The sequence below is a fragment of the Aeromonas sp. FDAARGOS 1419 genome (assembly GCF_019047045.1).
GTDB lineage: Bacteria > Pseudomonadota > Gammaproteobacteria > Enterobacterales > Aeromonadaceae > Aeromonas > Aeromonas veronii.
In genome coordinates this window covers 1,151,330-1,166,754 of record NZ_CP077209.1, presented here as the reverse complement: position 1 = coordinate 1,166,754, position 15,425 = coordinate 1,151,330, and the positions used below count along the sequence as shown (strand labels likewise).

Annotated in this window: 11 protein-coding genes; 5 read left to right on the top strand and 6 right to left on the bottom strand. The window is 57.6% G+C overall.

The annotated features are described in order from the left end of the window. Window positions 1-92: 92 nt before the first annotated feature. Window positions 93-755 (bottom strand): HAD-IA family hydrolase, encoded by a 663-nt coding sequence (locus I6L49_RS05010; protein WP_204418983.1) that lies wholly within the window; start codon window positions 753-755, stop codon window positions 93-95. Beyond that, a complete protein-coding gene (gene rluC / locus I6L49_RS05005) occupies window positions 755-1,699 on the bottom strand; it encodes a 23S rRNA pseudouridine(955/2504/2580) synthase RluC (RefSeq protein ID WP_042030945.1) in 945 nt (314 codons plus the stop codon). Before rluC ends, I6L49_RS05010 begins: the two co-directional genes overlap by 1 nt. Before the next feature lie 413 nt (window positions 1,700-2,112). On the opposite strand from rluC, the gene rne reads away from it, so the two are divergent. Next, window positions 2,113-5,229: a ribonuclease E gene (gene rne / locus I6L49_RS05000; RefSeq protein WP_216950767.1), complete on the top strand. Its 3,117-nt coding sequence runs from the start codon at window positions 2,113-2,115 to the stop codon at window positions 5,227-5,229. Between the two features lie 745 nt (window positions 5,230-5,974). Here rne and fruA read toward each other — a convergent pair. From fruA to fruB, 3 genes are read right to left on the bottom strand one after another with little or no spacing between them, the layout of a single operon-like run. Further along, window positions 5,975-7,711 carry a PTS fructose transporter subunit IIBC gene (fruA, locus tag I6L49_RS04995; RefSeq protein WP_216950766.1) on the bottom strand — a complete coding sequence of 579 codons (1,737 nt, stop codon included), beginning with the start codon at window positions 7,709-7,711 and terminating at the stop codon, window positions 5,975-5,977. Beyond that, window positions 7,708-8,697 (bottom strand): 1-phosphofructokinase, encoded by a 990-nt coding sequence (gene pfkB / locus I6L49_RS04990; protein ID WP_216950765.1) that lies wholly within the window; start codon window positions 8,695-8,697, stop codon window positions 7,708-7,710. Before pfkB ends, fruA begins: the two co-directional genes overlap by 4 nt. After that, complete coding sequence (fruB, locus tag I6L49_RS04985; protein ID WP_216950764.1) at window positions 8,697-9,797, bottom strand: fused PTS fructose transporter subunit IIA/HPr protein; 1,101 nt, start codon at window positions 9,795-9,797, stop codon at window positions 8,697-8,699. The genes pfkB and fruB overlap by 1 nt, the downstream gene beginning before the upstream one ends. A gap of 307 nt (window positions 9,798-10,104) precedes the next feature. On the opposite strand from fruB, the gene cra reads away from it, so the two are divergent. Both cra and I6L49_RS04975 read left to right on the top strand, forming a co-directional pair. After that, entirely contained in the window at window positions 10,105-11,091 is a 987-nt protein-coding gene (gene cra, locus I6L49_RS04980; RefSeq protein WP_216950763.1) for a catabolite repressor/activator, read from the top strand. 559 nt (window positions 11,092-11,650) lie between these two features. Further along, a complete protein-coding gene (locus I6L49_RS04975; protein WP_216950762.1) occupies window positions 11,651-12,844 on the top strand; it encodes an aromatic amino acid transport family protein in 1,194 nt (397 codons plus the stop codon). Between the two features lie 126 nt (window positions 12,845-12,970). Here the strand turns inward: I6L49_RS04975 and I6L49_RS04970 are convergent, their stop codons facing one another. Continuing rightward, on the bottom strand, window positions 12,971-13,603 hold the full coding sequence (locus I6L49_RS04970; RefSeq protein WP_201956927.1) for a competence protein CoiA: 633 nt from the start codon (window positions 13,601-13,603) through the stop codon (window positions 12,971-12,973). Between the two features lie 588 nt (window positions 13,604-14,191). On the opposite strand from I6L49_RS04970, the gene I6L49_RS04965 reads away from it, so the two are divergent. Further along, window positions 14,192-14,749 carry a hypothetical protein gene (locus I6L49_RS04965; protein WP_216950761.1) on the top strand — a complete coding sequence of 186 codons (558 nt, stop codon included), beginning with the start codon at window positions 14,192-14,194 and terminating at the stop codon, window positions 14,747-14,749. Window positions 14,750-14,969: 220 nt separating this feature from the next. Further along, the gene (locus I6L49_RS04960) at window positions 14,970-15,356 is read left to right on the top strand and encodes an MAPEG family protein (RefSeq protein WP_043819987.1); all 387 of its coding nucleotides are present in this window, start codon (window positions 14,970-14,972) and stop codon (window positions 15,354-15,356) included. The last annotated feature ends 69 nt before the right edge of the window (window positions 15,357-15,425 follow it).

The following is a 15,425-nucleotide window of genomic DNA, read 5'->3' as shown; positions in this document are numbered from 1 at the left end:
AAATAGATAAGCTAGATCGAGGATATAAAAAGCCCGGTCAATACACCGGGCTTCTGTTATCAATCAGATCGACGTCTCTTAAAGAGAGGCGTCTATAACAGCCCGCGAAGAGCCGCCATAGAATCCACCACCGCCACTGGCCCGTGACGACTGAGGGCATCGCGGCTATCCACCCCCCAGGTGACACCAATACGCAGCATGGCGATCGCCTCGGCCATCGCCATATCGTGAACAGAGTCGCCGATCATTACCGCCTGCCGGGGTGACAGCCCCAGCTCGTCCAGGATCTGCTCAAGCATCAGCGGATCAGGCTTGGAGCGGGCTTCATCGGCCCCTCGGCTAGCCACAAACAACGGGCGTAGCCCGGTTTCATCCAATACCCGATCCAGCCCGCGGCGTGATTTCCCGGTCGCAACGGCCAGTTGCAGCCCTCGTGACTGCCAGTCATGCAGCAACTCCCCTGCCCCAGCAAACAACGGGCTGGGGGTGGCATCGTGCAGATAGTGATGACGATAGCGATCGATGAGTGCGGCAATCTGGCGCTCACCGCTGGTGGCGCCACTGCCACTGCATAAGGGGAACAGACGGGACATGGCGACATCGAGGCTCAATCCGATGATCTGCCGGATCTGGGCTGGTGCAGGTACCGCCAGCTCACAATCTCTGGCGGCCCCTTGCACACAGGCCACAATCCGGCCTACCGAATCCATCAGGGTACCGTCCCAATCGAAAATGGCGAGCCGGATATCCTGCATCAGCGTGGCAAGCCGTTGAGGAAGTTGTCGAGCTCAGGTGCAAGCGGCGCTTCTACCTGCATTTCGCGACCATCGGCCGGATGGGTGAAGCTGAGCTTCCAGGCATGCAAAAAGAGCCGTTTCAGACCTTGGCTGCGCATTTTCTCGTCAAACGCCGCTTCACCGTACTTATCGTCACAGGCGATCGGATGACCGGCATGCAGGGTATGCACCCGGATCTGGTGGGTACGACCGGTGATGGGGCTGCACTCGACCAGGGTCGCTTCGGCAAATTGACGCACAATGCGGAACCGGGTTTCGGAAGGCTTGCCATCGGCGCTGACCCGCACAACCCGTTCACCGGATTGCAGATCGTTCTTGCGTAGCGGCGCATTGACCACCTTGACGTGAGCCTGCCACTTGCCACGCACCAGCGCCAGATACTGCTTGCGCATGGTCTTGACGCGCAACTGCTCATGCAAGCTGCGCAGGGCGCTGCGTTTTTTGGCAACCAGCAATACACCTGAGGTGTCGCGATCCAGTCGATGAACCAATTCGAGGAAACGGGCTTCAGGACGCAGGGCGCGCAACCCCTCGATAACGCCAAAACTCAGGCCGCTGCCACCGTGTACTGCCATGCCGGAGGGCTTGTTCAGCACGATCATGGCATCGTCTTCGAACAGGATCTGGCTCTCCAGACGCTGGATAACCCCGAGGTTTGCCGAAGGCAGCTCATTCTTCTCGGCAACGCGCACGGGGGGCACCCGTACCTCATCACCTGCGCAGAGTTTGTACTCCGGTTTGATGCGCTTTTTGTTTACTCGCACTTCGCCTTTACGAAGGATGCGATAGATCAGGCTCTTGGGGACGCCCTTTAGCTGAGTCTTTAGAAAATTGTCGATGCGCTGCCCGTCATGCTCAGCTTCGATGGTGAGCAGCTGCACTTGTTGATGTATCTGTGTCATGGCGCAGATTTTAACACTGCCAGCGCCCCTTGGCTGCATGGTTTGTTGAAAAATGGCGCCTTGCTATAAAAGAGGTTTAAATGGGATAATAAACAAGGTTTTGTCATTGTGTTCAAGCCTTGTACTAAGTGGCCAAAAAGTATGCCACCCAATCCCGAAACACCGTGTATACAAGAACATGACGGTTCCCGGGTGCGAGGTACAACGCATGGAGAACACAAACATCACCGTTTATTTGTCTCCATTTCGGCATCCTTATTCATTCCTTCTCGAGAAGTGATGACCAGAACGCCCTTAGTTTGCGCCTCATGCATACCCCAACCGGGAGGTTGCCCCAGTATGCTGAAGACCCGAGGCCGGCGCTGGCAGGACCCTGATGGAGGAAATCAAAATGACACAATAATGAGAACTCAATGAAAAGAATGCTTATCAACGCAACTCAAGAAGAGGAGTTGCGCGTAGCGCTGGTTGACGGACAACAGCTCTACGATTTGGATATTGAAAGTCCGGGACACGAGCAGAAGAAAGCGAATATTTACAAGGGTAAGATCACCCGCGTAGAACCCAGCCTTGAAGCTGCTTTTGTTGACTACGGCGCCGAGCGCCACGGTTTCCTGCCGTTGAAGGAGATCGCCCGCAATTACTTCCCCTCCGGTTACTCCTATCAGGGTCGTCCCAACATCAAAGAAGTGGTCCGCGAAGGTCAGGAAGTTATCGTCCAGATCGACAAGGAAGAGCGTGGCACCAAGGGTGCAGCCCTCACCACCTTTATCAGCCTGGCAGGTAGCTACCTGGTACTGATGCCCAACAACCCCCGTGCCGGTGGTATCTCCCGCCGTATCGAGGGTGATGAGCGGACTGAACTGAAAGAAGCCCTGAGCGGATTGACCGTGCCGGAAGGCATGGGCCTGATCGTGCGCACCGCCGGTGTGGGCAAGTCGCCAGAAGAGCTGGAATGGGATCTGAACGTTCTGCTCAACCACTGGGACTCCATCCACAAAGCCTCCCAGGAGCGCGCCGCGCCGGTGCTGATCCATCAGGAAAGCAACGTCATCGTGCGTGCCATCCGTGACTATCTGCGTCGCGATGTGGGCGAGATCCTGATCGACAATCCGGTGATTTTCGAACGCGCCAAGGCCCATATCGAGCTGGTACGTCCCGATTTCCTCAATCGTGTGAAGCTGTACAAGGGTGAAGTTGCCCTGTTCAACCACTTCCAGATTGAGAGCCAGATTGAATCAGCCTTCCAGCGTGAAGTGCGCCTCCCTTCCGGTGGCAGCATCGTTATCGATCCGACCGAAGCACTGACCTCCATCGATATCAACTCCTCCCGCGCCACCAAGGGCGGCGATATCGAAGAGACTGCGCTGCAAACCAACCTGGAAGCGGCCGACGAAATTGCCCGCCAATTGCGTCTGCGCGATCTGGGTGGCCTGATCGTAATCGACTTCATCGACATGACGCCGGTTCGCCATCAGCGCGAAGTAGAAAACCGTCTGCGTGAAGCGGTTCATCAGGATCGCGCCCGCATCCAGCTGGGCCGTATCTCCCGTTTCGGTCTGCTGGAGATGTCTCGCCAGCGTCTGCGTCCTTCCCTCAACGAGTCCAGCAGCCACATCTGCCCCCGTTGCCAGGGTCAAGGCGTGATCCGTGACAACGAATCCCTCGCCCTTTCCATCCTGCGTCTCATCGAAGAAGAGGCCATGAAGGACAACACCGAGCAGGTTCACGGCCAAGTGCCGGTGGATGTTGCAGCCTATCTGCTTAACGAGAAGCGTGCCGCCATCGCCAGTCTGGAACAGCGCAATGATGTGCGTGTTTACATCATTCCGAACCAGCATCTGGAAACCCCGCACTACGAAGTGACCCGCATTCGTCAGAACGAGATCCCGGAAGCGGCCAGCTATGAGCTGAAAACCGAGATTGCCAAGCCGGTCTACCAGCCGAAGCAAGCTCAGGTGATCGAGCGTGAGCAACCGCTGCTGCAAGGCTTTGCCCAACCGGCACAACCGGCCCCTGTTGCACCGCAACAGCCGGCGGCTCCCGTTGCTGCGGCCCCTGCCGAAGCAGGTTTCTTCAGCAAGCTGATCAAAGGCATTACCGGCCTGTTCAGCAGCGATGCAGCACCTGCCGACGTGAAAGCGCCCGCCGAGAAACCTGCTGCTCGTGAAGCACGCAAGGATGAAGGTCAACGTCACCAGCGCGAAGAAGGTCGTGGCCGTGGTCAGCGTCCTCGTCGTGACGACAATCGTGGCAACCGCAACAATGCGGAAGCTGGCGAGAAGCGTGAAGGTGGCAACCGCGAAGCCGGTGAAAACCGCAATCGCCGTCCCCGCAAAGAGCGCGAGCCTCGTCAGGAGCGTGAAGCCCGTGGTGAGGTGCGTAGCGAACAGCGCATGGAACGTGAACCCCGTCAGGAGCGCGAACCTCGCGAACCGCGTCAGGAACGTGCGCCACGTCCTGCCCGTGAACCTCGTGCTCCCCGTGAGCCGCGCACCGAAGTCGTTGTTGAAGCGGTAGACGCCGTTGATGCAACTGCCGTCCAGCCACGTCAGGAGAAAGAGCTGAAAGTGGCCGAGCGCCGCGAACGTCGTCAACTGCGCAAGCAGATCCGTGTCGATGTCGCCGCTGCTGACACCTCTGCCCTGCCGGTTGACGAAGTAGCAGCGCAAGCTGAAGTGATCGATGCCACAGTGGGTAACGAGCAGGAAGAGCAGAGTGAAGGCCAGCGCCGCTCACGCCGCACTCCGCGCAGCCAGCGTATCGAAGGTCAGCGCCGCAAGCGCATCAACGAAGATGCCCGCAGCCAACGTGACGAAGAACAGCAAGATACCACCACTCTGACCACCGCAGCCCAGGCAGATATTGCCAAAGCGCAGGTTGAAGAGCCGGTAGTGCCTGTTGTTACCATCCCGAGCGCTGAAGCTGTCGCTGCTGCCCTGCAAGCCTCTGCTGCACTGACCGAGCATGTGGTTGTCGAAGCCATTGCTGAAGAAGCTGCCGAGCAGGCTACCGAGCAGGCTGCTGTTCAGGTTGAAGCAACTCAAGCCGATGTGGCTGCAAGCCCGGTTGTTGCAGCTGTCGAAGAGGTCGTGGTTGCAGCAGAGCAGGAAGTTGCCGTTGTCGCCGCTCCGGCTGTCGACGTGGCTGCCGCTACCATGGTTGAAACCGCTCCGGTTGTTGAAGAAACACCTGCCGTAACAGCCCCTGTTGTGGAAGCCGCACCTGTCGCAGCTGTTGTTGAACCACAAACTCCTGCTGCTGTCATCGAAACCCCGGCTACCGTGGCTGCGGTTGTAGTGGAAGAGACTCCGGTCGTTACCAAACAGGTAGCTCACGGTGCTGGCCTGCTGGCTCGTGCTCGCAAGGCATCCGCACCGATGGCAACCCCTGCCGAAGCCCCTGCCCTGCCTGCTCGTGAGCCGGTTAACTACCCGCCGCTGGTACGCAACGAAGTGAACACATCAGGTCGCCATGGTGGCAGCACTGCCGCCGTCAACGTGGCCACCTGTCCGGCCGGTCGCCCCTAAGCAATCTGGGTTGACCCCCTAAACAAAAGCCACACCAACCGGTGTGGCTTTTTTATTTCTCTTTTCCCCTGTGCACTCACAGACACATTAATACCCATGCTCTGCAAAGCAGCTTTGTCTGTTATCTCTCTATCATTGAACACTGCGTTAACTCATGTTTACTTTTTCACGTAACAGAGAAAGCCAGTTTTTCAGCGTTTATGTTCAGCATGAGGCCAACTGATTTTGTCTGTTTAAAATCTTGTTTGTTGGCATACAAAAAGTTGTATAGATGACGGTCTGCAATGGGCTGGTGTGGGGTTCAAGATTCATTTGATATGGAACCCTCTGGTTCAATGCATACTTGCCAACCAGGGCATTCGGTTGTACCGAAACCTGAATCCTCCTTTCGCAGAAATGAGGAGGTTCGACATAAAGCAAACCTGCCTCTGGTCTTGTTTAACTGATGATCAACTCAGGTCGCATCTACACAGATGCACATATAGGTAACAGTCGGTTGATATAGATTTGCTTTCCGGGAACTAGCCAGCTCCCCTATCTTGGCGGCAACACAATCAATGCACGAGATATTGGTTACGGCCCTTTCCCACACAATTAAGTGTTGAAACTGAGCCTGACGCTGGCCCTGATACGTGAGACTTCAGTAACCGCTGCTCAACGATTCTGTTTAAAAGGTATATAAAAATGCCGCCCGGCTTTGCAACCGGGCGGCATTGAACTGCTTGCTTTGAAAGTGGAATGACTATCAGGCTGTTGCCAGCTTGGCCTGCTCTTCACCGCGTTTGAGCATGGCGTAGGAGACACCGGTCAGCAGCGAGCCTGCCGCAATCGCCACGATATACATCATGACGTTGCTGATGGCGTGCGGGATAAAGAGCACGAACAGACCGCCGTGGGGTGCCATCAGCTCACAGCCGAACAGCATGGAGAGCGCACCGGTCAGGGCGCCACCGACCATGCAGGCCGGGATAACGCGCATCGGATCCTTGGCGGCAAACGGAATGGCCCCCTCGGAGATAAAACACAGACCCAGCACGAAGGAGGCTTTTCCCGCTTCCTGCTCCGCCTTGATGAACTTGGTGCGAGCCAGGAAGGTCGCGATCCCCATCCCCAGTGCCGGCACCATACCTGCGGCCATCACCGCAGCCATCGGGGCATAGGTTTTGGAGGCCAGCAGGCCGACACCGAAGGCGTAGGCCGCCTTGTTGACCGGGCCGCCCATGTCAAAGCACATCATGGCACCGATGATGACACCCAGCAGCACGGCGTTGGCAGAGCCCATGTTGTTGAGGAACTCGGTCATGGCATTCATGATGCCGGCCACCGGGCCACCCACCACGTAGATCATCACCAGGCCGGTAAAGAGGCTGGCAAACAGCGGAATGATCAGGATCGGCTTGAGCGCTTCCAAGGTAGTCGGCAGGCGCACCTTGTCGCTCAGATACTTGGCGCTGTAACCGGCCAGGAAACCGGCCACGATACCGCCAAGGAAACCGGCGCCCAGCGAGCTTGCTAGCATACCGCCGATCATGCCGGGGGCGAGACCCGGACGGTCAGCGATGGAGTAGGCAATGTAGCCGGCCAGCACCGGGATCATCAGGGCGAAGGCGGAGCCGCCACCGATCTTCATCAGAGCCGCGGCCAGGGTGCCTTCCACCTTGAACGCCTCGATCCCGAACACGAACGAGAGCGCGATAATAAGACCGCCCGCCACCACCATGGGCAGCATAAAGGAGACACCGGTCAGCAGGTGCTTGTAGGGGCCGGCTTTTTCCTCTTTCTTGGGCTGGCTGGCACCGCTGTGGCGATAGAGTGTCGCCTCGTTCCACGCCTTGTCCAGCTCGGCGCGGGTTTTCTTCAATGCCGCGCCGGTGCTGGTGCGATATACCGGCTTACCGTCAAAGCGCGCCATGTCCACTTCGATATCGGTGGCGAGGAACACCAGATCGGCAGCGGCAATCTCCTCGGCAGTCAGGGCATTCTGGGCACCGACCGAGCCTTGGGTCTCGACGCGGATCTGATAACCCAGCTGTTTGGCCATGGCTTCCAGCGCTTCTGCCGACATAAAGGTGTGGGCCACGCCGGTCGGGCAGGCAGTCACTGCCACGATGCGCTTGCCAGCGGCGGCCGGTTTGGCGGCAGCATTGGCAACGGCGGGTGCAGCTTGATGGCGATAGACGCTGGCACCGCTGGTTGCGGCCTCCAGCAAGGCAGCCGGATCCTGCAGGGCAAGATCCATGCTGCCCTGATAGACCCGCTTGCCATCATAGGCGGCGAGATCCACCGGAGCACTGGCAACAACCAGCACCAGATCGGCGGCGGCAATCTGCTCTTTTGAGGGGAGCTGGCGCGGTTGCACACTGGAGCCAACGTCGAGGGTGAGTTCCCAGCCAGCCAGTTTGGCCTGCTGTTCTATCCGTTTTGCAGCGAGAAAGCTGGTGGCAATGCCCGCCGGGCAAGCCGTAACCAAGATTGCTTTCATTGGGCATCTCCTGAGTTTTCCATTGAGGGGGTATTGCATTGAACCGGTGCCAGCTCATCCAGAGGCTGTACGCGCACCTGTTCAAGCAAGGGGTTGAGCACATCGATATCGTCAAAGCCGACCGCCACCTGACTGACCGCCAAGGCCGAGACGGCGGTGGCCAGCCGCAGGGTCTGTTCCGGCGCCCAGCCAAGGCTCAGACCATGGGCGAGACCGGCCACTAGGGAGTCGCCAGCACCAACCGTGCTGACCACCTGCATCCGCGGTGGAATGGCCTGCCAGACGGCATCCGGGGCAAACCAGATAAGGCCATCGGCGCCGTTGGAGATCACCACGTTGGGGATCCCGCTTGCTTGAAGCGCGCGGGCACACTCGGCCTGCTCGCTCAGGGTCTTGATGGGGCGGCCCGCCCACTGGCTCAGCTCCTCCAGATTGGGTTTGACCAGAGTCGGCGCCGCCTTGATCCCTTCGCTTAAGGCCGCGCCGCTGCAATCGAAGATCACCTGCTTACCCTTGGCCTTGAGCAGGCGGATCAGATGGGCGCAGTAATCGGGGGCCACCCCTTTGGGCAGGCTGCCCGCCAGTACGAACCACTCTGCATGCGCAGCCAATTGGTCGATGGCCTGCTCCAGCGCGCTCACCTCCCCTTGCTCGATGGTGAGCCCCGGCAGGTTGAGATCGGTGACCCGACCAGACTGCTCGGAAATCTTGACGTTGATGCGGGTGCTGCCCATGACACGGACAAAGTGATCATCAAGCGCACGCTCTGCAAACAGGGAGACAAAACTCTGTTCATTGTCAGCGCCCAGCCAACCGGTGACGCCCACCTCACGGCCCAAGTCCTTGAGCACCATGGCGACGTTGATCCCCTTGCCTGCGGCACGCAGGTTGGCCTCGCTCACCAGATTGACCTCGCCAAGGCTCATCGCCTCGAGACGGGTGGTGAGATCAAGGGCGGGGTTGAGGGTAATAGTGACAATCTTCATCAATGCGCCCCTTCGCCCAGACCAGCGGCGATGGCCTCACCGATCCCCTTGAGAGCCGCTTCGGCATCCGCCCCTTCGGCGCGAAATACCAGACGGTGACCGCACTTGACCCCAAGGCCGATCACCTTCATCAGGCTCTTGGCGGAGACTGCCTCGCCGCTGCCATCCAGATTGGCAACCCGGATGTCTGATTCAAACTCTTTGGCCACCTTGACCAGCATGGCGCCCGGGCGGGCGTGCAGACCGTGGGGGTTGATGATGGTGAAGGTTTCGGAAAGACCGCTCGCGGGGCCCGCTTGCAGCATGGCCAGCCCCTCGCCGCCCGCCAGCGTTGCCAGCTGACCAGCAGCCGCCAGTTTGGCCAGATTCTCCAGTTGCGGCAGATGGCTGCTATCTGCGGCGCACAGAAGCAGCATGGCGCTGACCGGCAGCTCCCCTGCCGTGAGGGCGCTACTCGGGGTGACCAGCACCCAGCCAGTCTGGGCCGCTTGCGCCCGGGCCAGCCAGATGCCCTCGCCCAGATAGGCAGGGTCGCTAGCCAGCAGTGCGCTTACCATGGCGGCATCGCCCCAACCGGCGGATTTGGCGCGGGCAGCGGCGCCCAGCAACAGCTGGTCGCGATCATCGGCCGGAAAGTCGGCCAGGGTCAGGTATTGCACCTCTTTGGCGGCAGTTGCGCCGGTCAGGATATTGATGATGGTGTCGGCGTCGGTGGCCTCTTTCAATTGCGCTGCCGCCTGTTCGTCACCCAGCACATGGGTGAGCTGGCGCAAGATGCCCAGATGCTCGTCCGACTTGGCGGCGATACCGATGGCGGCATAGGCAATCTGCCCCTCGTCCCACTCGATGCCGTTGGGGAACTGGGCCACCATGACGCCGGTGCGCTTCACCAGATGACGGGTGTCGGTGGTACCGTGGGGAATGGCGATGCCGCTGCCAAGGTAGGTGGCATGCTGCGCTTCACGGGCTAGCATGCCATCGACATAGCCCGCCTCCACCAGACCGGCCTCGGTCAGTTTGCCTGCCAACAGGGCAATCGCCTCGGCCTTGGTCGCCACCGACTGCCCCAGCAAGATCTGCTCTCGCACCAACTTCAACATAGCCACTCTCCATCAGGTCCCGGCATCGCCGGGTCAACACAATTGAACATTCGGTTTGCCTGCCAGCTGACGATAGTCGGGATACCTCGAAATGTGATCCTGACCGGGTTTTATCACCCTGCTCTGCATCTCTGCGAAGCGGCGCTGCTGACAAGCTGAATCGTTTCACTTACACTCAGACTGAATCGTTTCAGCGAATTGATCAAGTACCCACAAAGAGCGGTTTTCAATGATATGATCCCGCGCACACTTTTCGGTGCCCTTACCAGGCAGTGACCGTGGGTCTTGCAACTCAAACAGAGCCAATATGATGAAACTGGATGAAATCGCCGCCCTCGCCGGTGTCTCGCGCACCACGGCAAGCTATGTGATCAATGGCAAGGCCGACCAATACCGCATCAGTCAGGCCACCCGCGACAAGGTGATGGCCGTCGTCACCGCCCACAACTACCAACCGGACAGCCGCGCCGCCTCCCTGCGCGGCGGCCAGACCAAAACCCTCGGCTTTATCCTGCCCGACCTTGAGAACGCCAGTTACGCCAAGCTGGCCAAACGGCTGGAACAGGGGGCGCGGGCGCAGGGCTATCAGCTGCTCATCGTCTGCTCGGAAGATGATCCTGCCACCGAAAAAGAGCTGGCCCAGATGCTGGTGAGCCGCCATGTGGATGCCCTGCTGGTGGCCAGCTGCCTGCCGCCGGACGATCCCTTCTATGGCAACCAGCAGGCGCATGGGGTGCAGATCCTCGCCATCGACCGGAGCATGGCGGCCGATCGCTTCGTCACCGTCGCCAGTGAAAATGAGAAGGCGAGCCATGACCTCACCGCCTCCCTGCTCACCCCGGCCATTCGCCATATCGCCTTGATCACCGCACTGCCGGCACTCACGATCAGTCAGGAGCGAAAAGCAGGCTTCGAGCAGGCCATCGCGAGCCACAGTGCGACCTGCCACCTCTGTGAAGGGGCCCACTTCTCGCGCACCGAGGGGTATCGCCTGATCAAACATCTGCACCAGCAGCTGGGCCAGCTGCCCGAGGCGCTAATCACTACCTCCTATATCCTGATGGAGGGGGTACTGGACTATCTGCTGGAACAAGAGACCGATATGAGCCAGCTTGCCATGGCCACCTTCGGCGACGATCGGCTGCTCGACTTCCTCCCCTTTGGCATCAACTCCCTGCCCCAGCAGCACGATGCGCTGGCCAACCAGGCGCTGGAGCTGGCACTCAAGGCGGTGAACGGCGACTACCAGAGCGGGCTGCACTATGTGAGCCGCACCCTCAAGCGCCGTCGCTAACCTGACCGCAGCAGACCCGATTTGCTGTCAATGGGTGGGTAAAGCGAACAGATGACAATAAGGCTGCCAGCATCGGCAACCTTATTGTTTTCCCCCACAACCCTACCCGCCCGCTTTGCTTTCTCTCCCGTCTGGCCGACTAAACAACCGGCCTCAACACTCCTTTCACCCCGCAACTAAACGCCAACGCCACGACAAGGCACTCCCCCATCCGTGCAGCAACCACTTGGCTGACCTGTATCAATGAGCCCCTGCCAGTCATTTTTTCGGTGCTTTTTTCTGCAATCAGCCATCACTGTCATCATTTATTTCCACTTATTGCCACAAGCCAGCACAAGATCCGTATAAAAGGGGTTGTTTCCGCTATTTTGATCCGCTAACGTGGCAACCATATTTTACAACTGACAGGTTTTAGGTACAGATGTTCCCGTTCCGATATTGCTAGCCTCCGGCCCTATCACCGGAGGCACCTTCTGATAACGCCAATCGGCCCCCTTTTGTTGACGTCAATGCTGACATCGCCTGTTTGCACTGACACCGCTACGTTCGGATGGATAACATGAATACCAAAACTCTGGGTTGTACCCTGTTGATTGCCGGCACAACCATAGGCGCCGGTATGCTGGCCCTGCCGCTGGCCTCCTCGTCCCTCGGCGGCCCCGCCACCCTGCTGCTGATGATTGGCCTGTGGGCCCTGATGGCCTTTACCGCCATGCTGCAGGTGGAGGCCAGCCTCAATACCGGCAAGTGGTACCTGCACCAGCTGGCGGATCACCTGCTCGGCCCCTGGGGCAAGCGCATCGCCTCCTTCTGCATCCTGATGCTGTTCTACGCCCTCGCCTCCGCCTACATCAGCGGTGGCAGCAGCCTGCTGGCACAGGCGCTGGCCGATGCCGGCATCACCCTGAGCCAGGAGCAGGCCGCCTGGGCCTTTACCCTGCTGTTTGGCGGTATGGTCTGTGTCGGCACCCGCTCGGTGGATTACCTCAACCGGCTGATGTTCACCGTCAAGCTGGTGATCATGGTGGGCGTGCTGGCGTTGCTGCTGCCACGCGCCCAAGGCGAACACCTGCTCGCCATGCCGCTCGGCGAAGGGCTGCTGCTGGCAGGCCTGCCGGTGATCTTCACCTCGTTCGGCTTTCACGGCTCAATCCCGAGCGTGATGCTCTACCTCGGCGATTGCCCCAAGCAATTGCGCCGGGTCTTTGTCTGGGGCTCCGCCCTGCCGCTGATCCTCTACGTGCTGTGGCAGGTGGCCATTCTGGGGCTGCTCGGCCAATCCTCCCTGCTGGCCAATGGCGGCGCGCTCGACAGCCTGCTCGCCAGCGTCGGCAAGCTGGTGAGCTGGCCCGCGTTTAATCAGGCGATGCACCTGTTTGCCGATCTGGCGCTCGCCACCTCCTTCCTCGGGGTGACGCTGGGACTGTTCGACTTTATGGCCAAGGTGACCCGCCGCAAGGACAACTGGCAGGGCCGCAGCCAGACCGGCCTCATCACCTTTGTGCCGCCGCTGCTGTTTGCCCTCTACTTCCCGCAGGGCTTTATCATGGCCCTCGGCTACGCCGCCATTGCGCTGGCCATCCTCGCGGTACTGCTGCCGGTAGCGCTGGTGTGGCAGAGCCGCAAACAGGCCCCCGCCCACCACTACCGCGCCCCGGGTGGCGTAGTAGCGCTGGGAGTGGCCGGTGCCATGGGCTTACTGATTGTCGGCGTACAGGTCAGCGTCAGTATGGGGCTGCTGCCCGCTCTATAGCCCTCGCCGATAGGTAATTCCCAAACAACAAAGCCCCGCCAATCTGATTGGCGGGGCTTTGTGTTGGTGAGATCGTTAAAAAGTGCATGTTAATCTTCAAAGGGTTAAGATACCTAAAAATAATCGCTAGTAATATCTCCCACCAAGTTGATTTACTAGCTGCTCCTTCGATATCGCTTTGACCATACCTTTTTTACTCTCTGGATCAAATTGTAATAGCAGCCAAACTAAATCCGTTCCAAAATCAAAATAAACTGGTTTCGTTGCTTGAGACCACTTAGCAAATATCTTACTGCGACCATGCCATCTCAACATACGTAGAGAAGTATCTTCTGTATGAGCTGCACCAACACTTAAACCAAAATTTATTCTATCGAAATCATTTTTGCAACCATCTACTATCCAAATCATTTTATTATAAAACGTCTCTCTTAAACGAGCTTCCTCGTCTTTTATCGAATAGCTCTGCATTTCAATAACCACACCATTAGTAAACACATCTGCGATATGTTTCTCATTAGTGATCGGTTGGCTAAATACTATTTCCTGTGACTCTACTGGAAAATAACTTTTCCATTTTCGATGCCATTCTCCCTCATTTTCCCACCAAGGGTCACAGTTTACTTTTGATTTATGAGCCCAATGATGCACTTTGAAACGACCACATTTTGCAATTGTTTCACTTCCACAACAGATGCATATACCTAACCCACCTTTAAATGCCTCTTTTTTAACATGGTCTACAATTGCAAATTTCATAGTGCCTCTTATTTATTCAGACCAAAATAGATGGCCAAAAAAAACATATTTACCCATCCCATTTAAATAAAATCCCACCTACTTATCTCACCATGAAAAACTGACCTCCATTAATATCAGGATAAAAGCAACCACATAGAATCGCTTCATGTAAGCAATATTAAGTTATATTAATATTGATACAACCATCCGATACAACTCACTTGTTTTTCATGACTCTGGATAGGAGTCGTGTGTACATACAGGGTATCAAACGCAAACCAATTTAGTGAGCATAAAGTTATCTACAGCTCTGATTTAAACCTGTTTTTTGATGGAGATCAGTTTTATGATACTAACGAAATGAAAGAATAATATTTAGTTCGCTGATGCAGATACAACTTATATCCACCTCTAGATGCACTCATCCATGTAACTCTCTCGCCACACATCTGTCGAACAAACAACACACGCCATCTAACCATCCCCCAAACCTTCATCTATATACCGACCTTTTTACTACCCAACCCTGAATAATCAGTTCAAAAACCGTTCATGCCCCTTCGTTACACTGCCCGCTCGTTTATCGCGTTCAGGAGTTTGAAAACAATGATGTTGCACCTCAAGAGGAGCACCCTTGCCCTCGTCCTGCTTGCCGCCAGCGGCGCACTTAGCGCCGCCGAAATCACCAACAACAATATTACCGAGGCGGAGATCAAGGCCGCGCAGGATGGTTGGGGCGCGGCGCTTATCAAGATCAGCGATGACTATCGCGCCGGTGGGATTGAGCGCGCCAAGTCGACTGCTGAGTCGGTGCTCGACAGCGCCTATGGCTACCAGCAGGGGCCAGTGCTGTTCAAACCCACCCTCGCCGGTGGCGAGCAGACCTTTCGCACCAACCGCGAGGGGGCGCTGGCCTACTTTGTCGGCAACAACAGCGCCTATCCGGCCGATAGCGGCTTTGCCCTGAAAAACTGGCAGGGCTATCGCTATGACAATGCAGCCGTCTATATCAACGGCGACATGGCGCTGACCATGGGCAAGGTGCATCTGGTAGATCGCGACAACAAGGAAACTACAGTCGACAAGACCTGGGGTTTCAAGAAGGGGGATGATGGCAAGGTGCGTATCGTGCTACACCACTCCTCCCTCCCTTACGAGGGGTAATGACGGGGCGCAGCCCACCATCAACACGGTCAAAATACAGCCCTGCCACCTCGGCAGGGCTGTTTGTTTTGCGCCTGCGCTTGGCCGATGGCAAGTGAATAGATGACGGTCGTGCTAACGCAGTTTGCTGCTACCCTCAAGGCAAACCATTGAGATGCCAAGCAATATCGCGTCTCTCAACACCAGCCACTCGTTATCATCACACAAGGAGCCAGATACCATGACCATACTGCCTGTTTACGCGGCCCTGCTCGCCCTGCTGTTTGTGTTGCTGAGCATTAGAACCATTCGCACCCGCCATAGCCGCAAGGTGGCGCTGGGGCATGGGGATGATCCCGCCATGCTGCGGGCCATGCGGGTACACGCCAACTTTGCCGAGTATGTCCCCCTCGCCCTGCTGCTGGTCTATTTCGTTGAAACCGGCAGCCATGCCCCCTGGCTGGTTCATTTGCTGGGGAGTGCCTTGCTGCTTGGTCGCCTCTGCCACGCCTTTGGCATGAGCCGAACGCCGGAGAACTTCCGTTATCGTGTGGCGGGAATGGGGCTGACCTTCACGGTGATCCTGGTGAGCGCGGCCCATATCCTGATCACGGCGCTGCTCCCCTGACCCGGCCGTCACGAATAGCTGGCGAAGCGGTCTGCCAGCCATCCCCATCGGCTATTCTTCACTGCACAG